The organism is Klebsiella sp. SYXHC3 (genome assembly GCF_057196925.1).
Window position 1 is genome coordinate 59,014 of the sequence record NZ_JBXUNG010000006.1, and the last position, 20,394, is coordinate 79,407.

The 20,394-nt window shown below is 55.7% G+C and carries 20 protein-coding genes; 8 read left to right on the forward strand and 12 right to left on the reverse strand.

All coding sequences use genetic code 11. The annotated features are described in order from the left end of the window. Positions 1-84: 84 nt before the first annotated feature. From rhlE to ybiB, 3 genes are all read left to right on the forward strand, one after another. The gene (gene rhlE, locus AC2CGP_RS16210) at positions 85-1,425 is read left to right on the forward strand and encodes an ATP-dependent RNA helicase RhlE (RefSeq protein ID WP_015367592.1); all 1,341 of its coding nucleotides are present in this window, start codon (positions 85-87) and stop codon (positions 1,423-1,425) included. A 195-nt stretch (positions 1,426-1,620) separates the two neighbouring features. Then, positions 1,621-3,765, forward strand: a complete 2,145-nt coding sequence (dinG, locus tag AC2CGP_RS16215; protein ID WP_015367590.1) for an ATP-dependent DNA helicase DinG — start codon at positions 1,621-1,623, stop codon at positions 3,763-3,765. Positions 3,766-3,815: 50 nt separating this feature from the next. Continuing rightward, positions 3,816-4,784, forward strand: a complete 969-nt coding sequence (gene ybiB / locus AC2CGP_RS16220) for a DNA-binding protein YbiB (protein WP_046883532.1) — start codon at positions 3,816-3,818, stop codon at positions 4,782-4,784. A 102-nt stretch (positions 4,785-4,886) separates the two neighbouring features. On the opposite strand, the gene ybiJ is transcribed toward ybiB, so the two are convergent. From ybiJ to AC2CGP_RS16240, 4 genes are all read right to left on the reverse strand, one after another. Continuing rightward, positions 4,887-5,147: a DUF1471 family protein YbiJ gene (gene ybiJ / locus AC2CGP_RS16225; RefSeq protein ID WP_015367588.1), complete on the reverse strand. Its 261-nt coding sequence runs from the start codon at positions 5,145-5,147 to the stop codon at positions 4,887-4,889. 284 nt (positions 5,148-5,431) lie between these two features. Beyond that, positions 5,432-5,698, reverse strand: a complete 267-nt coding sequence (locus AC2CGP_RS16230) for a DksA/TraR family C4-type zinc finger protein (RefSeq protein WP_046883531.1) — start codon at positions 5,696-5,698, stop codon at positions 5,432-5,434. A gap of 119 nt (positions 5,699-5,817) precedes the next feature. Further along, positions 5,818-6,081 carry a YdgH/BhsA/McbA-like domain containing protein gene (locus tag AC2CGP_RS16235; RefSeq protein WP_015704817.1) on the reverse strand — a complete coding sequence of 88 codons (264 nt, stop codon included), beginning with the start codon at positions 6,079-6,081 and terminating at the stop codon, positions 5,818-5,820. Positions 6,082-6,238: 157 nt separating this feature from the next. Continuing rightward, entirely contained in the window at positions 6,239-6,853 is a 615-nt protein-coding gene (locus AC2CGP_RS16240) for a flavin reductase family protein (protein ID WP_015704818.1), read from the reverse strand. 97 nt (positions 6,854-6,950) lie between these two features. On the opposite strand from AC2CGP_RS16240, the gene rlmF reads away from it, so the two are divergent. Continuing rightward, positions 6,951-7,865 carry a 23S rRNA (adenine(1618)-N(6))-methyltransferase RlmF gene (gene rlmF, locus AC2CGP_RS16245; protein ID WP_015704819.1) on the forward strand — a complete coding sequence of 305 codons (915 nt, stop codon included), beginning with the start codon at positions 6,951-6,953 and terminating at the stop codon, positions 7,863-7,865. On the opposite strand, the gene ybiO is transcribed toward rlmF, so the two are convergent. The 6 genes from ybiO to rhtA form a co-directional block, all read right to left on the reverse strand. Beyond that, the gene (gene ybiO / locus AC2CGP_RS16250; RefSeq protein ID WP_484502394.1) at positions 7,862-10,060 is read right to left on the reverse strand and encodes a mechanosensitive channel protein; all 2,199 of its coding nucleotides are present in this window, start codon (positions 10,058-10,060) and stop codon (positions 7,862-7,864) included. The two genes, rlmF and ybiO, sit on opposite strands and share 4 nt — an antisense overlap. A 111-nt stretch (positions 10,061-10,171) precedes the next feature. After that, positions 10,172-10,894: a glutamine ABC transporter ATP-binding protein GlnQ gene (glnQ, locus tag AC2CGP_RS16255; protein ID WP_015367582.1), complete on the reverse strand. Its 723-nt coding sequence runs from the start codon at positions 10,892-10,894 to the stop codon at positions 10,172-10,174. Next, positions 10,891-11,550: a glutamine ABC transporter permease GlnP gene (gene glnP / locus AC2CGP_RS16260; RefSeq protein ID WP_015367581.1), complete on the reverse strand. Its 660-nt coding sequence runs from the start codon at positions 11,548-11,550 to the stop codon at positions 10,891-10,893. The genes glnQ and glnP overlap by 4 nt, the downstream gene beginning before the upstream one ends. 125 nt (positions 11,551-11,675) lie before the next feature. Then, complete coding sequence (glnH, locus tag AC2CGP_RS16265; protein ID WP_015367580.1) at positions 11,676-12,422, reverse strand: glutamine ABC transporter substrate-binding protein GlnH; 747 nt, start codon at positions 12,420-12,422, stop codon at positions 11,676-11,678. Positions 12,423-12,812: 390 nt separating this feature from the next. After that, on the reverse strand, positions 12,813-13,316 hold the full coding sequence (dps, locus tag AC2CGP_RS16270) for a DNA starvation/stationary phase protection protein Dps (protein ID WP_015367579.1): 504 nt from the start codon (positions 13,314-13,316) through the stop codon (positions 12,813-12,815). A gap of 238 nt (positions 13,317-13,554) precedes the next feature. After that, a complete protein-coding gene (gene rhtA, locus AC2CGP_RS16275; RefSeq protein ID WP_015367578.1) occupies positions 13,555-14,442 on the reverse strand; it encodes a threonine/homoserine exporter RhtA in 888 nt (295 codons plus the stop codon). Between the two features lie 352 nt (positions 14,443-14,794). Here rhtA and ompX point away from each other — a divergent pair, with 352 nt between their 5' ends. Further along, positions 14,795-15,310, forward strand: a complete 516-nt coding sequence (gene ompX, locus AC2CGP_RS16280) for an outer membrane protein OmpX (protein ID WP_015704823.1) — start codon at positions 14,795-14,797, stop codon at positions 15,308-15,310. A 69-nt stretch (positions 15,311-15,379) separates the two neighbouring features. Here ompX and AC2CGP_RS16285 read toward each other — a convergent pair whose 3' ends face one another. Together AC2CGP_RS16285 and mntS are read right to left on the reverse strand one after the other, a co-directional pair. After that, positions 15,380-16,957, reverse strand: a complete 1,578-nt coding sequence (locus AC2CGP_RS16285) for a phosphoethanolamine transferase (RefSeq protein ID WP_046883530.1) — start codon at positions 16,955-16,957, stop codon at positions 15,380-15,382. A 268-nt stretch (positions 16,958-17,225) separates the two neighbouring features. Continuing rightward, the gene (gene mntS, locus AC2CGP_RS16290; RefSeq protein ID WP_015367575.1) at positions 17,226-17,351 is read right to left on the reverse strand and encodes a manganase accumulation protein MntS; all 126 of its coding nucleotides are present in this window, start codon (positions 17,349-17,351) and stop codon (positions 17,226-17,228) included. A 186-nt stretch (positions 17,352-17,537) separates the two neighbouring features. Between mntS and mntR the strand changes: the two genes are divergently transcribed. The 3 genes from mntR (at position 17,538) to AC2CGP_RS16305 (ending at position 20,262) form a co-directional block, all read left to right on the forward strand. Continuing rightward, positions 17,538-18,005 (forward strand): manganese-binding transcriptional regulator MntR, encoded by a 468-nt coding sequence (gene mntR, locus AC2CGP_RS16295; protein WP_015367574.1) that lies wholly within the window; start codon positions 17,538-17,540, stop codon positions 18,003-18,005. Next, positions 18,002-19,114, forward strand: coding sequence for an anion transporter (locus tag AC2CGP_RS16300; protein WP_015367573.1), 1,113 nt, complete (start codon positions 18,002-18,004; stop codon positions 19,112-19,114). Before mntR ends, AC2CGP_RS16300 begins: the two co-directional genes overlap by 4 nt. Positions 19,115-19,221: 107 nt before the next feature. After that, complete coding sequence (locus tag AC2CGP_RS16305; protein WP_047036390.1) at positions 19,222-20,262, forward strand: aldo/keto reductase; 1,041 nt, start codon at positions 19,222-19,224, stop codon at positions 20,260-20,262. Positions 20,263-20,394 lie beyond the last annotated feature (132 nt).

Consider the following 20,394-nt stretch of genomic DNA (forward strand, 5'->3'; position numbering starts at 1 on the left):
GGCATTGTGGTTTTTGCCATCTCTATCGCAATAATCTCCCTGAAAACTACGCCCTTAAACGGGCCGGGGCGGTTCGGAGTTGTTATGTCTTTTGATTCCCTTGGCCTGAATCCCGATATCCTGCGCGCCGTCGCCGAGCAGGGCTACGTTGAGCCGACCCCTATCCAGCAGCAGGCGATCCCGGCAGTACTGCAGGGCCGCGATCTGATGGCCAGCGCCCAGACCGGGACCGGCAAGACCGCCGGTTTTACGCTGCCGCTGCTGCAGCGCCTGACCCAGGAGCAGCCGCACGCGAAGGGGCGCCGTCCGGTGCGCGCCCTGATCCTGACGCCGACCCGCGAACTGGCGGCGCAGGTGGGTGAGAATGTCCGCGACTACAGCAAATATCTGAATATCCGCTCGCTGGTGGTTTTCGGCGGCGTGAGCATCAACCCGCAGATGATGAAGCTGCGCGGCGGCGTCGATATCCTCGTCGCCACCCCAGGCCGTCTGCTGGATCTTGAACATCAGAACGCGGTCAGCCTGGATAAAGTCGAAGTGCTGGTACTGGATGAAGCCGACCGCATGCTGGATATGGGCTTTATCCACGACATCCGCCGCGTGCTGGCTAAACTGCCGCCGCGTCGTCAAAACCTGCTGTTCTCCGCCACCTTCTCTGATGAGATCAAGGCGCTGGCGGAAAAACTGCTGCATAACCCGCTGGAAGTCGAAGTGGCGCGCCGCAACACCGCCTCTGAGCAGATCACCCAGCACGTTCACTTTGTGGATAAGAAACGTAAGCGTGAACTGCTCTCGCAGCTGATTGGCGAAGGCAATTGGCAGCAGGTGCTGGTCTTTACCCGTACCAAGCACGGTGCCAACCATCTGGCGGAGCAGCTGAATAAAGACGGTATCCGTAGCGCCGCCATCCACGGCAATAAGAGCCAGGGGGCGCGTACCCGCGCGCTGGCTGACTTTAAATCCGGCGGCATTCGTGTGCTGGTCGCCACCGACATCGCCGCGCGCGGGCTCGATATCGAAGAGCTGCCGCACGTGGTCAACTATGAGCTGCCAAACGTGCCGGAAGATTACGTGCACCGGATTGGCCGTACCGGACGCGCGGCGGCGACCGGCGAAGCGTTGTCGCTGGTCTGCGTGGACGAGCATAAGCTGCTGCGTGATATCGAACGCCTGCTGAAAAAAGAGATCCCGCGTATTGCTGTTGCCGGTTACGAGCCGGATCCGTCGATTAAAGCGGAGCCGATTCAAAATGGTCGTCAGCAGCGTGGCGGCGGTGGCCGCGGTCAGGGGCAAGGACGCGGTGGTCAGAGCCAGGGCCGTAGCCAGCAGGCGCCGCGCCGTCAGGATGGCGAAGCGCCGAAAGCGCGTACCCAGGACGGTAAACCACCGCGTCGCCGTCGCCCGCGTAAACCTGCCGGCGAATAATATGCTGCTGCCTGGGACGATAAAGCGCCCAGGCATCATCACGGCCCGTCTCTCCGCGTGCGCGGCGGCGGGCCGTTTTTTTTACCGTTCATTGCGTTTTTATCGAGCGCGATTCCACCCTCTACAGAAAGCAATACCTCCTGGCCGGCAAAAATGGCACAATAGTGGCTGTTTATACAGTATTCAGGTTTTCTCATGGCTTTGACCGCTGCGCTTAAAGCGCAAATCGCCGCCTGGTATAAGGCGCTTCAGGAACAGATCCCGGACTTTATCCCCCGAGCCCCGCAGCGGCAGATGATCGCCGATGTGGCGAAAACGCTCGCCGGGGAAGAGGGGCGGCATCTGGCTATCGAAGCGCCGACCGGCGTCGGCAAAACGCTGTCATATCTGATCCCCGGCATCGCCATTGCCCGTGAGGAACAAAAAACGCTGGTGGTCAGTACCGCCAACGTCGCGCTGCAGGATCAAATCTACAGTAAAGACCTGCCGCTGCTGCGCAAGATTATTCCCGACCTGCGCTTTACCGCCGCCTTTGGCCGTGGCCGCTACGTTTGTCCGCGTAATCTGGCGGCGCTGGCCAGTACCGAGGCGACGCAGCAGGATCTGCTGGCGTTCCTCGATGACGATCTGACGCCAAAAAACCAGGCCGAACAAAAGCTCTGCGCGACGCTGAAAACCGATCTCGACGGCTATAAATGGGACGGCCTGCGCGATCATACCGACAAGCCCATTGATGACGCCCTGTGGGGGCGGCTAAGCACCGATAAAGCCAGCTGTCTTAACCGCAACTGCCACTACTACCGCGAATGCCCATTCTTCGTCGCCCGGCGCGAAATCCAGGAAGCGGAAGTGGTGGTGGCCAACCATGCGTTGGTGATGGCGGCCATGGAGAGCGAAGCGGTGCTGCCAGAGCCGAAAAACCTGCTGCTGGTGCTCGACGAAGGCCACCATCTGCCGGACGTCGCCCGCGACGCCTTAGAGATGAGCGCGGAGATAACCGCGCCCTGGTACCGGCTGCAGCTGGATCTGTTCAGCAAATTGGTGGCGACCTGCATGGAGCAGTTCCGTCCGAAGACCACGCCGCCGTTGGCCAATCCGGAACGGTTAAATGAACACTGCGAAGAGCTATATGAGCTTATCGCCTCGCTCAATAATATTCTCAATCTCTATATGCCTGCCGCCCAGGAGGCGGAGCATCGCTTCCCGATGGGCGAACTGCCGCAGGAAGTGATGGAGATTTGCCAGCGGCTGGCCAAGCTCACCGAAATGCTACGCGGGTTGGCGGAGCTGTTTCTCAACGATCTCAGCGAAAAGACCGGCAGCCACGACGTGGTGCGTCTGCATCGTATCCTGCTGCAGATGAACCGGGCCCTTGGCATGTTCGAAAGTCAGAGCAAGCTGTGGCGGCTGGCCTCAATGGCGCAGTCTTCCGGCGCGCCGGTGACCAAATGGGCCACCCGCGAGATTCGCGATGGCCAGATCCATGTCTGGTTCCACTGCGTGGGAATCCGCGTCAGCGATCAGCTCGAACGCCTGCTGTGGCGCAGCGTGCCGCATATTGTCGTCACCTCGGCGACGCTGCGTTCGTTGAATAGCTTCTCGCGCCTGCAGGAGATGAGCGGTCTGAAAGAGAAAGCGGGCGATCGTTTCGTGGCGCTGGACTCGCCGTTCAATCACGTAGAGCAGGGAAAAATCATTATTCCGCAAATGCGCTATGAGCCGCTTATTGATAACGAAGAGCAGCACATCGCCGAAATGGCGGCTTTTTTCCGTGAGCAGGTCGAGAGCAAAAAGCATCTTGGTATGCTGGTGCTGTTCGCCAGCGGGCGGGCCATGAATCGCTTTCTGGAACATGTTACCGATCTGCGCCTGATGCTGCTGGTGCAGGGCGACCAGCCGCGCTATCGACTGGTCGAGCTGCATCGTAAACGCGTTGAAGGCGGCGAGCGCAGCGTGTTGGTTGGCTTGCAATCTTTTGCCGAAGGGCTGGATTTAAAGGGCGAGCTGTTAAGCCAGGTGCATATCCATAAAATCGCCTTCCCGCCGATCGACAGTCCGGTGGTGATCACCGAAGGCGAGTGGTTGAAAAGCCTCAACCGCTATCCCTTTGAGGTGCAAAGCCTGCCGAGCGCCTCATTCAACCTGATTCAACAGGTCGGGCGCCTGATCCGTAGCCATCAGTGCTGGGGCGAAGTCATTATTTACGATAAGCGCCTGCTGACTAAAAATTACGGCGCGCGATTGTTAAATGCGTTACCGGTATTTCCCATAGAGCAGCCGGGCGTTCCCGAGGTTATAGTAAAAAGCAAAGCAAAACAGACGCGTCGCCGACGCCGCTAAGCGCATAAGCGGTGCGGTCGGCGGAGCCTACCGCTGGAGGGAGCAAGTCGATGGATTACACCAAAATCATCAAAGAAGTCGGGCGCGGCAAAAATCACGCTCGCGACCTGGATTTAGTCACGGCCCGTGCGCTGTATACGCGGATGTTAAACGGCGAAGTGGACGATCTGGAACTGGGCGCTATTCTCATCGCGCTGCGCATCAAGGGCGAAGGCGAAGCTGAAATGCAGGGCTTTTATGAGGCGATGCAGCTACAGACCATCCGCCTGACGCCGCCGGTAGCGAAACCGATGCCGATTGTTATCCCCAGCTATAACGGCGCGCGCAAACAGGCCAACCTGACGCCGCTGCTGGCGGTACTGCTGCATAAACTCGGTTTCCCGGTGGTGGTTCATGGCGTCAGTCATGATCCAACCCGCGTCCTGACCGAGACCATTTTTGCGCTGATGGGGATCCCGGCCACCACCCACGCGGGTCAGGCCCAGGCGCGTCTCGACAGCCATGAGCCGGTCTATATCCCGGTCGGGGCGCTGTGCCCGCCGCTGGAAAAGCAGCTGGCATTGCGTTGGCGGATGGGGGTGCGCAACAGCGCGCATACGCTGGCCAAACTGGCGACGCCGTTCGCTGAAGATGCCGCGCTGCGGCTGTCGAGCGTGTCGCATCCGGAATATGTCGGCAAGGTCGCGGCGTTCTTTACGCAGATCGGTGGCCGGGCGCTGCTGATGCACGGTACCGAAGGTGAAGTCTATGCCAACCCGCAGCGCTGCCCGCAAATTAACCTGATTGATGCGGCGGGAACCAGAGTGTTGCATGAGCGGGCCGACGAGATTGTGCAGGAAAAAGTGGCATTGCCGGAATCCAAAGATCCTGAAATTACCGCGAGCTGGATTGAGCGCTGCGTGAGCGGTAGCGAGCCGGTTCCGCAGTCGCTGAAAATTCAGCTTGCCTGCTGCCTGGTTGCCACCGGTCAGGCGACTTCGCTCGCTAATGGCCTGGCGCAGGTTGCCGAACGCTGGTAAACGGACAAAAAAAAGCCCGTCCGGTGGCTCGGACGGGCAAACAAGGGTATTTAAAAGGTCTTTTCAGGGTTAATTCAGTGGCATTTCAGAGTATTGCTGCGATTATTTGTAGATAACCGCGGTACCGCTAACTTTGTTGTTGGTGTTAGCGGAGGTGATGCTGTAGCCGGTTGCGCCAGCGGCATCGGCTTTAGCAGCCAGTTTGGCTTCCAGACCATCCAGTGTTGTTGCGCCTTCAGCGGAAACAACGCCGATTTTATTCATGCTTTCTGCCTGGGCTGGGGTTACCGGCTGAGCGGCGAATGCGCCGAAAGACAGAGCGGAAAGGGCGATAGCAGCGGCAGCGTATTTGATGTTTTTCATAATTAATCTCTCGCAGTGTGTTCTGTAGGGGGACGATGTTCCGTCGATGTGATAAGTATCACGTTTTTTGTCGCGAGATAAAATCGAAGGAAATTCACAGTCTTCATCGAATTTTTTGAATGAATAATAATTTATTGATTATTAATAAATTATTTTACGCTATTGCTGCGCTAGAAGGACAAACTAGTTGCCATGGCAACTAAAGGCACATTTTGCCACTTTTTTCGCCAAAAAACGTGCGTGAAAAGATAGCGCAATCAGCGGTAATGAACGGTAAAGGAAGGTCAGCGAAGCTGGCTGTCTTTGGAACCGCGACGATTATATCCTGAATATGTATTGTTATGTAAATCTTTATCCTGCTGGCACTTCACGCAGTATCTGACCCCGGCGAGCGCCTTGCGCCGCGCTTCCGGAATAGGCTCTCCGCATTCTTCACAAAATTTGTTGCTCTCTCCGCCAGGAAGCTCGCTGCGGGCGCGGGCGACGGCATCGTTTACCGTGCTGTCAATTTGATCCTGGATGGCTCCATCGTTTGCCCAACCTGATGCCATGATGCGATCCTCGTGTTTGCAATCTATAAACAGTATAGAAAATATGGGGGCGAAAAATGCGCAGCCAAGTCCAGGGAGGCGGGATTTCCGGCTGCGTATTCCCGACGAGGGCAGAAGGATTATTTATAAATTATCGCGCTGCCGGCTAATTTGTTGCCGCCGCCAGCGGCGTTTATTCGCCAGGCAATCGCCCCCTGCTGGTGGGCTTTTTGCGCCAGTTGCGCCTGTAAATCGTCGAGGGTGCTGGCGCCGGAGGCGGAAACTGAGCCGGACGGGCGCAGCGGGCCAACGGCCACGGCAGCGGTCTCGGGGTTGTTGGCCTGTGTGGGTGAGGAGAGAAGAGCAAGGGCGATAAAAGCGGGGGCGAGCAGAAAGGTTCTCATGGCTATATCCTCATTAACAGCATGGGACATACCTTAAGTTTAGGTCGTGATGAGCAGAACCACCGGATAAATAATAATGGGCAAACAAGCACTTTACGTGCGTAATGCCGCCGGGCATTCGCCCGCGGCGGCATGTATTAGCCTTGCTACGCTAAAGTTAACGAGCGTCCGGGCGGATCATATCGAAGCGCTGGCTTTCATCAATGCTGTAGTAGGCCGTCGGCCCGCCGGCGCGTAAAATCGGCTGCGCTTTCGCGGTTTGATAAATCCCGTCTTCCAGCAGCGACTCATCGATATGCACGGCGACCACTTCACCGAGCACCAGCCAGCTATCGATGGCTTCACCGCTGGCGCGCGTTAACTGAATACACTGCGACAGGCGACATTCGAAGTTGACCGGGCTTTCCGCCACGCGCGGGGCGCGGACGATCCGGCTCGGCGCAGCGGTCAATCCGGCGCGCAGGAATTCATCTTCATGACGTGGAATAGTGGCGGAAGTTTCATTCATCGCTTCGGCGAGTGGCCGGGTAGCCAGATTCCAGACAAATTCTTTTGTTTCAACAATGTTCTGCACGCTGTCTTTCCAGCCGCCGCTGGCGAAACCGATGATCGGTGGCCGATAGTTAAAGCAGTTGAAGAAGCTGTAGGGGGCGAGATTGCGTTGCCCTGCGCTATCGAGCGAAGCGATCCAGCCGATGGGGCGCGGCCCGACGATGGCATTCAGCGGGTCGTGCGGCAGGCCGTGGCCTTCGGCAGGTTGATAGAAGTACATAGAGCACCAGAAAGCGAAATAAGAAGATATCCAGACTCCCTTATTTACCGTGCCGCCGTCAACGGGTATCTTACGCGGCTGTTGAAAGGAGATTGCCATGAAAGCCGAAAAGCCGGGGTTGCACCCGCGTAACCGTCATCACCAACGCTATGATTTGCCAGCGCTGTGCCAGACTCATCCCGAGCTGCAAAGCTATATCACCCTGAATCCGGCAGGTGAGCAAACCATTGATTTTGCTAATCCACTGGCGGTGAAGGCGCTGAATAAGGCGCTGCTGGCGCACTTTTACGCGGTAAAACACTGGGATATTCCTGACGGCTTCTTGTGCCCGCCGGTGCCGGGACGCGCGGACTATATCCACCATCTGGCCGACCTGCTGGCGCAGGATAGCGGCGAGATCCCGAAAAATGCCACCATTCTCGATATTGGTACCGGCGCGAACTGCATCTATCCGCTGATTGGCGCACATGAATACGGCTGGCGCTTTACCGGTAGCGAAGTCAACCCGCAGGCCTTTGCCAGCGCCCAGGCGATTATCAACGGCAACCCAGGGCTGACGCGACAAATTCGTCTGCGTCGTCAGAAAGAGGGCCAGGCAATCTTTACCGGCATCATTCATAAGAATGAAACCTATGATGCGACCCTCTGCAACCCGCCGTTCCACGATTCCGCCGCCAGCGCGCGTGCCGGTGGCGAGCGTAAACGCCGTAATCTGGGGCTGGGGGAAGATAGCGTACTGAACTTCGGCGGCCAGCAGCAGGAACTGTGGTGTGAAGGCGGGGAAGTGGCCTTTATTTCGCAGATGATCCGCGAAAGCCAGCAGTTCGGCCGCCAGGTTAAATGGTTTACCTCGCTGGTCTCCCGCGGCGACAATCTGCCGCCGCTGTATCGCCTGCTGACCGAAGTCGGCGCGGTGAAAGTGGTGAAAAAAGAGATGGCGCAGGGGCAGAAACAGAGCCGCTTTATCGCCTGGAGCTTTATGGACGACGCAAAGCGCCGCCGTCCATTTTAAGTCTCTGCCGCCGGGTTTGCGTTGCCCGGCGGCGGCAATACCTGCCAGGTTTGTACCGGCGCACGCACGCCGGCGCGATCGAAATGCTGCTTCACCTGGGTATCGAGGGCAAAGCGTACCGCCCACTGCTTCAGCGGCAGCGTCGTAAAGCTGACGCGTAACGTAAACGCGGTATTGCTTAGTCCTACCAGCCCGGCGAACGACGGTTCGCCAATAATCAGCCCGCGGATCTCCTCCTGCGCCATCAGATCGTCTACCGCCGCCTTCAGCGCCTGATTGGCTTTATCCAAATCCTCCTGCCTGTCGACATCATAGTTGGCGACCACCGAACCGATCCCGCGCACAAAGTTGGCGAAGGTGGTTATCGAAGACCAGGGAATAATATGGTACGCCCCGGTATCCTGGCGCACGCCCACCGAGCGGATCGACATCCGTTCCACCGTACCGGTTAATGGCCCGATGGTCACCAGATCGCCGGTGTTCATCCCGTTTTCAAACTGGATAAAGATGCCGGTAATAATATCTTTGACCAGCGTTTGGGCGCCGAAAGAGATAGCCAATCCTAATGCCCCGGCGCCCGCCAGCAGCGGCGCGATGTTCACCCCCACTTCCGACAATAAGATCATTATCGTAATAGTGGTAATGACCACCGCCAGCGCGTTGCGAAACAGCGTCAGCAGCGTTCTGGCGCGAGCGCTGGGCAGCGGGCGTCCATGAATGTCCGATGACAGGCGGTTCTCAATCAGGCTTGCCAGCAGGGTCCAGCCGACGGCGGAGAAAAACAGGATCAGCGCGATACGAATCAGGACATCCACCGTTTTCTGCCCGGCATCATTGTGAAGCCATTGCTGAAAATCAAATAGACCCCAGGCGCTCAGCAACAGCATCACCGCCACGCATACCGTAAGGATCCGCGCGGCTTTCAGCGAGGCGGAGATCCAGCCGTTGAGCCGTTTTTGCAGCTCCGGGTAGTGGCGTTGGGTTTCTGGCGACAGGGTGATGGTTTTGGCTATCCAGCGTGACAAAATACCGGATACCAGCGCCGCGGCGCCGACGATAGCGAGGCTGCGCAGCGTCGCGCCCATCATAAATTTGAGGCTGTTGCCGGGGTCAAAGAGCGAAAAGAAGAACAGCACGATAAAGTAAGCGCAGGCCAGCCAGTGCCAGACCAGCGCAAAAGCGCGAATAAACAAGCTGAAGAACGGCAGCGAGCGGTCGGCAAGATGGATAAGCCCCTGAGTGATGGCGCGTTTGTTGTGGAAAATCAGATACAACGCCCACACCGTAATGCACAACATTATGATGACGTTGGCCAGCGCGCCAATCTGCACGTTAACCTGGTTGGAGATAATCGGTACCGCCACGATCAGCCCGTAACCAATCAGGCTACTCAGGGCGCTGAGGCGTAAGTTCCAGTAGATTGCGTGTTCGTCGCTGATATTGAAGGGGCGTAAATCGGCGATACGAGGACAAAAAATCAGTCGCAGAATGGCTTTAAAAAACTCGATCAGCGCGAAGGCGTTAAGAAACAGGCTTTGTTGAAAAGCAATGGTGCGGTTGCCGCCGTTTAAACGATCGCTTAACAGCTGGCCGATAAACAGCGTTAGCGCCAGCAAAAGCAGGTCAATGATAAAAGCGCCAGCAATGGTTGCCGGTAACTGGAGCCAGTTATTGCGCTCACGGTTTTTGTGCCTTCCCCAATGGCCCATTTTGCGGTACAGCGGCAGCGCCGCCAGGCGTACTAACCACCAGAAGGCAAATACCAGCCCGGCCAGCAGCAGGAAGTCGCCAGCGGCATTGCGAAAAGCATCGGCATGGAAAGGCTTATGCGGCGAGCCGGTGATATTGCGCCATAGCTGCGAAAACCGTGACGACAGGCGCTCGCTATACTGGCGGCTAATTTCCGTCACGCTTTCCAGAACGGTTTGCTCGTCTTTGACTTCTGGCGGGGTCAGCGTGGGGGCGGCGGCAGGGGGCTGGGTAGCGGCGGCTTTGCGCAGCTCATCGATTAACTCCTGCCGCGAGTCTGGATTATCCAGCACGTCAGCTAATGCCGCCAAGGCGGCTTTTTTTTGTTCGAGGTCAGGCTCGCTGGCTGTGCTTTTGTCGGTTGTCGCCGCCGGAATGCCGGGCAATGACGCCGCCGACAGCGGCGAAATCCACAGCGCAGCGAGCAACAGTAGGATCCACGGCATGGGCGCCTCCATTGCATCTCAAACTGCTAAGTATAGAAGGGGTCAGAGGAGAAGGAGCGGTGGGATGAATCTGGAAAGCGGCTCTCCCCTTACCGGGGAGAGCCGGGCGCATCAGGCTACGTGCTGCAAAAACTCGCGCAGACGCGGGCTTGGCGGGTTCTTCACCAGAACCTGCGGGTCGCCGTCTTCGGCGATGCGGCCTTTATCGATGAAGATCAGCCGTGATGCCACTTTTTCAGCAAAGCCGATTTCGTGGGTTACGATGACCATCGTCATGCCTTCTTCGGCCAGGTCCTGCATGACTTTCAGCACTTCATGGCGCAGTTCCGGGTCAAGTGCCGAAGTCGGCTCATCAAACAGCATCATTTTCGGTTTCACCGCCAGCGCGCGGGCAATAGCGACGCGCTGCTGCTGGCCGCCGGAGAGTTCGGATGGATAGTGGTGCGCGCGTTCCGCAAGACCCACCTTCGCCAGCAGCTCTTTCGCCAGCGTTTCCGCCGCCGCTTTCGACGCGCCGCGCACGCGCTGCGGGCCGAACATCACGTTCTCCAGCGCCGTCAGGTGCGGGAACAGATAGAACTGCTGGAATACCATTCCGGCTTCCTGGCGAATTAAGCGCTCGTCAACTTTCGGGTCGTTCACCTTCAGGCCATCGACGATAAGATCGCCGCTGGTGATCTCTTCCAGTTTATTGATGCAGCGCAGCAGCGTGGATTTACCGGAGCCGGACGGCCCGATGATCACGACCACTTCGCCTTTGTTGATCTTCAGATCGATATCGTGCAGCACTTTAGTCGGGCCAAAGTGTTTGGAAACGTTTTTAAATTCAATCACAGGATTTTCATCCTTCTTTCAAGACGACGCAGAATGAAGCTCAACACCAGGGTGATGATCAGATAAATGACGGCAACGGCGCTCCAGATTTCCAGCGCGCGGAAGTTACCGGCAATAATTTCCTGGCCCTGGCGGGTCAGTTCGGCGACGCCGATAACGATAAACAGCGACGTATCTTTGATACTGATAATCCATTGGTTACCGAGCGGCGGCAGCATACGGCGCAGCGCCAGCGGCAGGATCACGTGGCGGATGGTCTCGCGGCGGGAGAGTCCCAGCGCCAGACCCGCTTCGCGGAAACCTTTATGGATGGACAGCACCGCGCCGCGGGTGATTTCTGCGATATAGGCGCCGGAGTTGATCATGATGGTCACCACCGCGGCGGTGAACGGGTCAATGCGTAAGTCGCTAAACGCCATCGGCAGCGCGAAGTAAATGAACATCACCTGCACCACAATTGGCGTGCCGCGGATGATTTCAATAAATACCAGCGCGATGTGGTTGGCTATCCAGCCGCCGAAACAGCGGGCGAAACCGGCCACCAGACCGATGATAAGGCCGCCAACCAGGCCGAGGACCGAAATCCACAGCGTCATTTTGGCGCCTTCCAGCAAAATAGGAATGGCGGGCCAGATGGCACTCCAGTCAAACTGCATAATGTGTTCCTGTTACTGTTACCGTGTCGAAAGCAGAGAAAGCCTCTGCGAATACGGCGCCGGGGAAAGAGACTCTGGCGCCGTGGAGCCCGCGGCGGATTGGCCGCGGGAAGTCGTCCTGATTATTATTTTGGTTCAGTACCGAACCATTTTTTGTAAATTTCGTTGTAGGTGCCGTTTTCACGCAGCGTTTTCAGCGCGCCGTTCACTTTTTCGCGCAGTTCGTCGCTGCCTTTCGGGAAGGCGATACCGTAGCTTTGCGCTTCCAGCGATTCGCCTACCGCTTTGAACTTGCCCTGACCGGCAGTTTTAATGAAGTACAGGATGTTTGGCGTGTCGTGCAGTACCGCGTCAGCGCGGCCGGTGCCCAGTTCCATATAAGCGTTATCAATGTTCGGGAACTGGCGCAGATCTTTGGTTTTGATGTTGGCTTTCGCATAATCAACGGAGCCGGTGCCGCTCTTCACGGCGACCACTTTGCCGTTCAGGTCTTTCACATCTTTGATGTCATTGTTTTTCGCGTTCACCATCACCAGCAGGCCGCTTTTGTAGTAGCCGTCGGAGAAGTCGATTGCTTTTTTACGTTCGTCGGTGATGGTGATCCCCGCCAGCGCCAGATCGATGTTTTTGGTCTGCAGCGCGGGAATGATGCCGCTGAAGTCCATTGGTTTCAGGGTGTAGTCCAGTTTCAGCTCTTTGGCGACCGCGGCCCACAGGTCAATATCGAAGCCGACGTATTTATCACCTTGCTTAAATTCAAACGGAACAAACGCCGTATCGGTGGCGACTACCAGTTTTTTATCTGCGGCGTGAGACGAAACCGCAAAAGCCAGGGTCAGTGCAGCCAGTGACACTTTTAATACAGACTTCATAGTATTTCCTTTTTTATCCACGGGACGAGCCCCTGCGAGAACGTGTAGCCTAATGAAAAAATCGTGCCAGTTTTACAAGCTATTGTTTTTCAACAGGAGCTTTCATATTGCTTGCACAATTTCGGTTACTCGATACAGCAAACGCACCGTGACGGGGCATCATTTTGGTGCAATATAAACGTAGCGAATAACCAGAGCATTTTTAACGCAAACCCTGATGGGAAAACAATCTTGCTGTAACGATTGTGTGAGGTGATTATTACAATTGTTTTACTTTAGTACGTATTGTGTACATACATATGCACCAAAAGAGGGCGAGCTAAGCGATTGCGGGGGGGAGTGTGGGAGAAAAGGAAAAAGCCGCCAGCGGGCGCTGACGGCGGTAGACGTTTATTCGATATTCGCTTCGATGAACCACAGGAATTTATCCAGGTCGCGGGAAGCCGCGGTAAAGATATCGGCGGTGTCTTCATCTTTCGCTTCGCTGATCGCTTTACGCACATCATTGGCCACGATGGCGTAACGGTCCGCCAGCTCTTTCAGGTGTTCCTGAACGGTGTGAATATCCAGCGGGTAGCTTTTCAGCGGGCTTTTGCTGTTGATGACCTGAGTGGTGCCCAGTGCGACGCCGCCCAGTTGAACGGCACGTTCAGCCATCGTATCAAGGTGATCGGTGAGCGCAGTGCGGAAACCATCCAGCATTTCATGGACGGCGATAAAGTTGGCACCGCGCATATTCCAGTGGGCCTGCTTGGTAATCAGCGACAGGTCGATGAACTGGATCACCTGACGATTCAACAGCTCAACGGTAGCTTTTTTCTCGTTGTCTGCGACATCGTTACGGGTATAGAGCAGGTTAGACGCTTTAGTTTTAACCAGTTTTGCGGTACTCATAGTTTCATATCCTCTTGATATTGATACTCGTCATACTTCAAATTTGAATTATGTAGAGCGTTTGTCCCAAATGACTTCGGGACTAATTATAGCAAGGGATATTGGGTATGAGGCATCGGCTGTCCATATCAGTCCGATAGCGCTAAGTTGTTGGCTATTTAAAAAAATTTATTAAATCAGATAATTAGAAGTAAATGACTGGCTCGCTATGAACGCGAGCCAGTGCGGTAACAAAATCTTAATTTATATCGACTTTCTCGATTTTGCTTTGCCGTTGCATGGTCAGCGTTGAGCCCATTGAGGCAATAATGATGGCCCCTAATGCCAGAGTTTGCGTCAGCGTCAGCGTCTCGCCGAGGAACACCATTCCCGACAGCGCCGCCAGCGCCGGCTCCATGCTCATCAGCGTGCCGAAGGTACGGGTGGGCATCCGGGTCAGGGCGATCATTTCCAGCGAATAGGGTAGGGCGGTGGAGAGAATGGCGATGCCAAGCCCCAGCGGCAGCAGCGACCATTGTAGCAGCGTATCGCTGGCCTGGACGACGCCGATGGGCACAAAAATTACCGCCGCGATGAGCGAGCCCATGGCCACCGTCGCCGGGCCATGTTCTTCACCCGCGCGCTGGCCGGTAAGAATATAGACCGCCCAGAATGCGCCGGCGCCGAGCGCGAACAGCGCGCCGACTAAATCCACTTCCCCTACGTTTTGCCCAAGCGGCAGCAGGAACCACAGCCCGAGCACCGCCAGCGCCACCCAGACGAAATCAAGCGGGCGGCGTGAACCGAAGAGCGCCACCGCCAGCGGCCCGGTGAACTCCAGCGCGACCGCGACGCCAAGCGGGATCCGCTGCAGCGATAAATAGAAGAGATAGTTCATCGCCCCTAGCGCCACGCCGTAAAAGAACAGCGGTAGCCGCTGCTGCGGGGCAAAGCGCAGTCGCCACGGCTTAAAAATAACGACTAAAATTAAAGTGCCGAGCGTCAGGCGTAGAGCGGTGACTCCCGGTGCGCCAATCAACGGGAAGAGCGATTTCGCCAGCGATGCGCCGCTCTGAATGGAGACCATGGCGATCAAAATAACCAGTATCGGCAACCACGCCGGAACTTTACGGGACGAGCCGGGCATCCTTTCTCCTGTCAGGGTTTGTCAAAAGAGGTAAAGGTTCCAGTGTACTGGAATAACCGCTTAACGGTTTACCGATTGTTGAAAAAAGAGGGTGGAAAAACAGTACAATGGCGTAAAATGCGTAGGGGAATGCCTTCGCGACTAGGAATAATCTGGATGCACAGCGCTTACGGCTGGTAAACGTTAAGCACTTTTTGCGCGAAAAGTGTTTGATTTCCAGATTGTTACGAAATCGTGGAAACTTTTGCTTACATGAAAAAGTATGTTAGACAATGTAAAGTCAAAAGAGTTTCCCAAAAGTTTTTGATATATTTAAGACTTAGGACTTATTAGAAACACATTTGAGGTGGTTATGAATAAAATTGCACGTCTTTCAGCACTGGCCGTTGTTCTGGCTGCATCCGTAGGTACTACTGCTTTCGCTGCAACTTCTACCGTTACCGGTGGTTACGCTCAGAGCGACATGCAGGGTAAAGCTAACAAAGCAGGCGGTTTCAACCTTAAGTACCGTTACGAGCAAGATAACAACCCGCTGGGCGTTATCGGTTCCTTCACCTACACCGAAAAAGACAACACCAGCAACGGTACTTACAACAAAGGTCAGTACTACGGCATCACCGCTGGTCCGGCTTACCGTCTGAACGACTGGGCGAGCATCTACGGCGTAATCGGTGTTGGCTACGGTAAGTTCCAGAACAACAACTTCCCGAACCACAAATCCGACATGAGCGACTACGGTTTCTCTTACGGCGCTGGTATGCAGTTCAACCCGATCGAAAACGTTGCCCTGGACTTCTCCTACGAGCAGTCTCGCATTCGTAACGTTGACGTCGGCACCTGGATTGCTGGCGTAGGTTACCGCTTCTAATCACTTCGGTGATATAAAAAATCCGCCTCAAGGGGCGGATTTTTTTTGCCTGTGATTCGGCGATACCGTTTAGTTGACGGTAAACTCGTCGCTGCCCAGATGGTTGTAGTCCACCTTCTGTAACTGGAAATTGGTGATATACACCGGTCCGGCTTTCTGTTCCGAGATAAAGCGATAGCGTGGGGTAATTTCCTGTGCGCTGATGCCGGTCCACTGCGAGAAGAAGCTGAGGAAATCATTCGCCGAGCGGCGGGCTTTAATCATCTTATGCGCTTTATCGTCGCTGGAGAGCACCATAAACGGTACCTGGAAGTTCTGCTGATATTTGTCATCATGGGCGAGATACTGCACCGCTTTACCGCGTTCTTTAAATGCCAGACCGTGATCGGAAAAATAGGTGAGCGAGAAAGAGCTGCCGGAATTCTGTAGCTGGCCGTAGAGTTTCGCCAACAGCGCGTCGGTTTGCGTCACGCTGTAGAGATAGCATGAGGTCTCCTTTGACTGCACAAAGGTGGTGTACTTGCCTTTGGTACGATCGCAGGCCTGCGGGTGCGAGCCCATAATATGCAATACGATCAACTGCGGCTGGCTGCGCTCGACTGATAATACCTGCTCGGTCAGTTTCAGCAGCTGCTCATCCTGCGTATTTTTATTGGCTTCAAAATCCCCATTTTTCAGGAACTGCACCTCATCGGCGCGTTTGGCGATGCTGGCGATGGCGGTGTCGTATTCACCAATTTGCCCTTGATTGGAGAACCACCAGGTCTGGAAGCCCGCGCGGTTGGCGAGGGTGACGAAGTTATCCTGATACTGGGGTTTACCGTCTACCACCCGATTGAGGGTCAGGCCCAGCGATTTCTGCGTGGAGCCGCTGGCGGCGACGTAGTTTTTAAACAGATAGCCGTTGACCGAACTGGCGAACGGCGTGTTGTCCCAGTGGCCGCCGAAAGCGCCAAGCGCATCGCGGCGCGCGCTCTCACCAATCACCACGACATAGAGATGGTATTTCGGCTTCACCGCCAGCACGTGCCAGCTATCTTTCATGTTCGCCAACTGCGCCATCCGCGCCTGTTCATCCAGCACTTCATTGTTATTAACGATCACGTCTTTTACGAAGCGCACGGCGGGGTAACCGCTATCAATGACTTTAAAGACGCCGCCCCAGGCCAGATTCTGCACAGGTTGCAGGAAGAAGATACCGATGCTAAACAGCAGCCCCAGATATTCCACTTTGCCAAGGCGCGCGGGCGGCTGTGGTTTCCGCCGTACGGCAATGACGCCGAGGGCGAAGATAAATACCGCCAGCAAATAGTTGTACCACGGGAAAATAGTGAGAATTTCCGTCGACTCTTCCACGTTGGTGGCGTGCAGCGCCAGCAACGTATTGAAGTTTGGCGCGCCGTAAGCCTGGCCGAAGGGATAGTACATCGCGGCCAGCAGGGAATAGAGGCCAACTACCCCTTTTTGTACCCGCGGAAAGGTGCGCCAAAGCAGATGGAGTACGCAGGTAAACGCAACGGTATAGAGCAAGCTAAATTCATACCCAAGCGCCAGATTAATCAACAGCGACTGTAAAAAGTAGAATCCTGTCCACGGGTTCAGGGCCAGTCCGCGGGCGGCCAGCGTTTCTTTCAGAGTGACATTCATAATTCGTAATCAACAAGACGCCATGTTCGTCCCCTGGCATCAAGGGGGTAAAACCTGCTGGACAGTGCGTGAAGAGGGTCTCTGCGAGCCGCAGTAGTGGCAGGGCTGACAAACGATAGGGCCTGTGAATGGTAAGGTCAACTGTTCATAACAGATTGTTTTGCGAGAAAGCTTACAAAACTTGAAAAAAGCGCTGAAGGGCGAGACAACCGGGTAGGTTAACGGGGAAAAATGACAAAAAAATGAAGCGGCGTACCGCGACGCCGCGTTAGTGGTTAGGTTTATCCTGCTGCGGTTTGCCGTTGATCATGTCGCACAGCATGCCGATCAGCATTAAGCGTACTTTAAAGGGTGAATGGCTAAACACGTTTAAGCACCTCTTGAATTCGTTCATGGTTATTCCTCCTGCGTTTTCGCGCCGTCAAATCCGTGATGGCTGTTTGCATTACATACAGATATAGCACAGGCTATATTTTATAGCTATGGCTAAAATGTTATTTTTTTGTGCTCCGGGCGCAATCCATTACAATGTGGATCCTTTTATATGATGCTTGACGCGTCACACCAACGAGGAAGCACAATGAACCGTCGCGCAGGTAAGCCCATAACTAAAAAAGTGACGCAGCTGGTTAATGTCGAAGAACACGTAGAGGGGTTTCGTCAGGTGCGTGAAGCGCATCGTCGCGAGCTGATTGATGACTATGTGGAGCTTATCTCCGATCTGATCAACGAAGTGGGCGAAGCGCGCCAGGTGGATATGGCTGCGCGTCTTGGCGTTTCGCAACCGACGGTGGCGAAAATGCTTAAGCGTCTGGCGAGCGTCGGCTTGATCGAACAGATCCCCTGGCGCGGGATCTTCTTAACCCCGGAAGGGGAAAAGCTGGCCCATGAAAGCCGCGAGCGTCATCAGATAGTGGAAAACTTTCTGCTGGCGATTGGCGTGAGTCCGGAGATTGCCCGCCGCGATGCTGAGGGAATGGAACACCACGTTAGCGAAGAGACGCTGGCGCAATTTAAGCTGTTTACCCAGAGATTACACGCAGAATGAATCTCCCCTTTGTGCAGTCGCTCGCTCGCGACCGTTTCCTGCATCTTTTGTTACTTATCGCCGTTATCCTTAGCCTGTTTGTTCCTTTCGCGCCTCAGCGCTGGGGGCAGGCTATCGACTGGCACACGATCATCACCCTTAGTGGGCTAATGCTGCTGACCAAAGGGATTGAACTGAGCGGTTATTTTGATGTGCTGGGGCGCAAAATGGCGCGCCGTTTCGTCACCGAACGCCAACTGGCCATCTTCATGGTGCTGGCTGCCGCGCTGCTTTCCACTTTTTTGACCAACGACGTCGCGCTGTTCATTGTCGTTCCCCTCACGTTAACGCTAAAAAAATGGTGCGCCATCCCGGTGAACCGGCTGATTATTTTTGAAGCGCTGGCGGTTAACGCCGGCTCTTTATTAACGCCCATCGGCAATCCGCAGAATATTTTACTGTGGGGCCGCTCCGGGCTATCGTTTCTTGCCTTTATCGGCCAGATGCTGCCGCTAGCGGCGGCGATGATGATCACGCTATTGGTGCTGTGTTGGTTCTGTTTCCCCGCCGCTCGGCTCAATTATCAAAGTAGCGACAAAGCGCCGGAGTGGCGGCCGCAGCTGGTGTGGAGCTGCCTCGCTTTCTACCTTATCTTTCTGGCTGCGCTGGAGATGAAGCAGGAACTCTGGGGGCTGGCGCTCATTGCCGTCGGGTTCCTGCTGCTGGCGCGAGCGGTGATTATCAACGTCGACTGGTCGCTGCTGCTGGTGTTTATGGCGATGTTTATCGACGTTCACCTGCTGACGCAGCTGCCGGTGCTGCAGCAGTGGCTGAACGACGTCGGCCAGCTCTCGCATGGCGGGCTATGGCTGACGGCAATTGGCCTGTCGCAGTTTATCAGCAACGTGCCGTCGACTATTTTGCTGCTCAACTACGTGCCGCCAACGATGCTGTTAGCCTGGGCGGTGAACGTCGGCGGCTTTGGACTGCTGCCCGGATCGCTGGCGAATCTGATTGCGCTGCGGATGGCCGGCGACCGCCGGATCTGGTGGCGTTTTCATCTTTATTCCATTCCGCTGCTGATCTGGGCGGCGCTCACCGGTTACGCCATGCTCGCGCTGTGGCGCTGATTTTCAGAGGATTGGGCAAGAAACGGGCAGGAACACCCCATTCGCGATGACGACGCTCGGGCTATAACTATCTGGCTGACGTTAATCATCCGAATGAGGAGACTGCTATGCGTTATCAAAAACTGGGAAATACCGGCCTGTTTGTCTCTGAGCTGTGCCTTGGCACCATGACCTTCGGCGGCGAAGAGGGGATGTGGGGAAAAATCGGCCAGCTGCGCCAGGCGGAAGCCGAACAGCTGGTGGGCAGCGCGCTGGATGCGGGCATCAACTTCATCGATACCGCCAACGTTTATTCAGAAGGACGCTCGGAGGAGATTACCGGCCAGGCGTTAAAGAATCTGAAGATACCGCGTGAAAACGTGGTGGTGGCGACCAAAGTGTTCGGCGAAACCGGCACCGCTGGGGTGAACTCGCGCGGCAGCTCACGCTACCACATTATGGGCAGCGTGAAAGAGAGCCTGCGCCGCCTGCAGCTCGATCATATCGATCTCTATCAATTACACGGTTTCGATCCGGCGACGCCTATTGAAGAGACGCTGTCGGCGCTCGACACCCTGGTGCAGCAGGGGCATGTGCGCTATATCGGCGTTTCTAACTGGGCGGCATGGCAAATCGCCAAAGCGCTGGGCATTGCTGAACGCCTCGGGCTCTCGCGCTTTGCTTCTCTGCAGGCTTACTACACGATTGCCGGGCGTGAGCTGGAACGCGAACTGGTGCCGATGATGCAAAGCGAAGGTCTCGGCCTGATGGTCTGGAGCCCGCTGGCGGGCGGTCTGTTGAGCGGTAAATATCGCCGCGATGGTCAGGCGGAAGCGGGCGGTCGTCGACTGGAGTTCGATTTCCCGCCGGTGAATAAAGATCGCGCCTTTGACTGCATTGACGTGATGCAGGTGATAGCCGAAGCGAAAGGGGTCTCGGTGGCGCAGATTGCGCTGGCGTGGTTACTGCATCAGACGGCGGTCACCAGCGTTATTATTGGCGCCAAACGGGCCGAGCAGTTGCAGGATAACATTGCCGCCACCGCTATTCGCCTGAGTGAAGATGAGCTGCGCCAGCTTGACGCGGTCAGCGCGCTGCCGCGCGAGTATCCGGGTTGGATGCTGGAGCGCCAGGGGGAATATCGCCGTAAGCAGCTTGACGCCCAGTAACGCTGTTTTTTTCGTGCTTATAAAGATCGCCGCTTGCGGCGATCTTTTTTGTTTGTATGGCTCACAGAAAACGATCCTGCTTTTGCTTCGGCGGTAGTTTTTTTGTATATGACTAGTCATAATATTTAAATG

Excerpts from the sequence above, each read along its gene's own strand:
- rhlE (WP_015367592.1), top strand. The coding sequence starts at position 85 with ATGTCTTTTGATTCCCTTGGCCTGAATCCCGATATCCTGCGCGCCGTC.
- dinG (WP_015367590.1), top strand. The coding sequence starts at position 1,621 with ATGGCTTTGACCGCTGCGCTTAAAGCGCAAATCGCCGCCTGGTATAAG.
- ybiB (WP_046883532.1), top strand. The coding sequence starts at position 3,816 with ATGGATTACACCAAAATCATCAAAGAAGTCGGGCGCGGCAAAAATCAC.
- ybiJ (WP_015367588.1), bottom strand. The coding sequence starts at position 5,147 with ATGAAAAACATCAAATACGCTGCCGCTGCTATCGCCCTTTCCGCTCTG.
- AC2CGP_RS16230 (WP_046883531.1), bottom strand. The coding sequence starts at position 5,698 with ATGGCATCAGGTTGGGCAAACGATGGAGCCATCCAGGATCAAATTGAC.
- AC2CGP_RS16235 (WP_015704817.1), bottom strand. The coding sequence starts at position 6,081 with ATGAGAACCTTTCTGCTCGCCCCCGCTTTTATCGCCCTTGCTCTTCTC.
- AC2CGP_RS16240 (WP_015704818.1), bottom strand. The coding sequence starts at position 6,853 with ATGTACTTCTATCAACCTGCCGAAGGCCACGGCCTGCCGCACGACCCG.
- rlmF (WP_015704819.1), top strand. The coding sequence starts at position 6,951 with ATGAAAGCCGAAAAGCCGGGGTTGCACCCGCGTAACCGTCATCACCAA.
- ybiO (WP_484502394.1), bottom strand. The coding sequence starts at position 10,060 with ATGCCGTGGATCCTACTGTTGCTCGCTGCGCTGTGGATTTCGCCGCTG.
- glnP (WP_015367581.1), bottom strand. The coding sequence starts at position 11,550 with ATGCAGTTTGACTGGAGTGCCATCTGGCCCGCCATTCCTATTTTGCTG.
- glnH (WP_015367580.1), bottom strand. The coding sequence starts at position 12,422 with ATGAAGTCTGTATTAAAAGTGTCACTGGCTGCACTGACCCTGGCTTTT.
- dps (WP_015367579.1), bottom strand. The coding sequence starts at position 13,316 with ATGAGTACCGCAAAACTGGTTAAAACTAAAGCGTCTAACCTGCTCTAT.
- rhtA (WP_015367578.1), bottom strand. The coding sequence starts at position 14,442 with ATGCCCGGCTCGTCCCGTAAAGTTCCGGCGTGGTTGCCGATACTGGTT.
- ompX (WP_015704823.1), top strand. The coding sequence starts at position 14,795 with ATGAATAAAATTGCACGTCTTTCAGCACTGGCCGTTGTTCTGGCTGCA.
- AC2CGP_RS16285 (WP_046883530.1), bottom strand. The coding sequence starts at position 16,957 with ATGAATGTCACTCTGAAAGAAACGCTGGCCGCCCGCGGACTGGCCCTG.
- mntS (WP_015367575.1), bottom strand. The coding sequence starts at position 17,351 with ATGAACGAATTCAAGAGGTGCTTAAACGTGTTTAGCCATTCACCCTTT.
- mntR (WP_015367574.1), top strand. The coding sequence starts at position 17,538 with ATGAACCGTCGCGCAGGTAAGCCCATAACTAAAAAAGTGACGCAGCTG.
- AC2CGP_RS16300 (WP_015367573.1), top strand. The coding sequence starts at position 18,002 with ATGAATCTCCCCTTTGTGCAGTCGCTCGCTCGCGACCGTTTCCTGCAT.
- AC2CGP_RS16305 (WP_047036390.1), top strand. The coding sequence starts at position 19,222 with ATGCGTTATCAAAAACTGGGAAATACCGGCCTGTTTGTCTCTGAGCTG.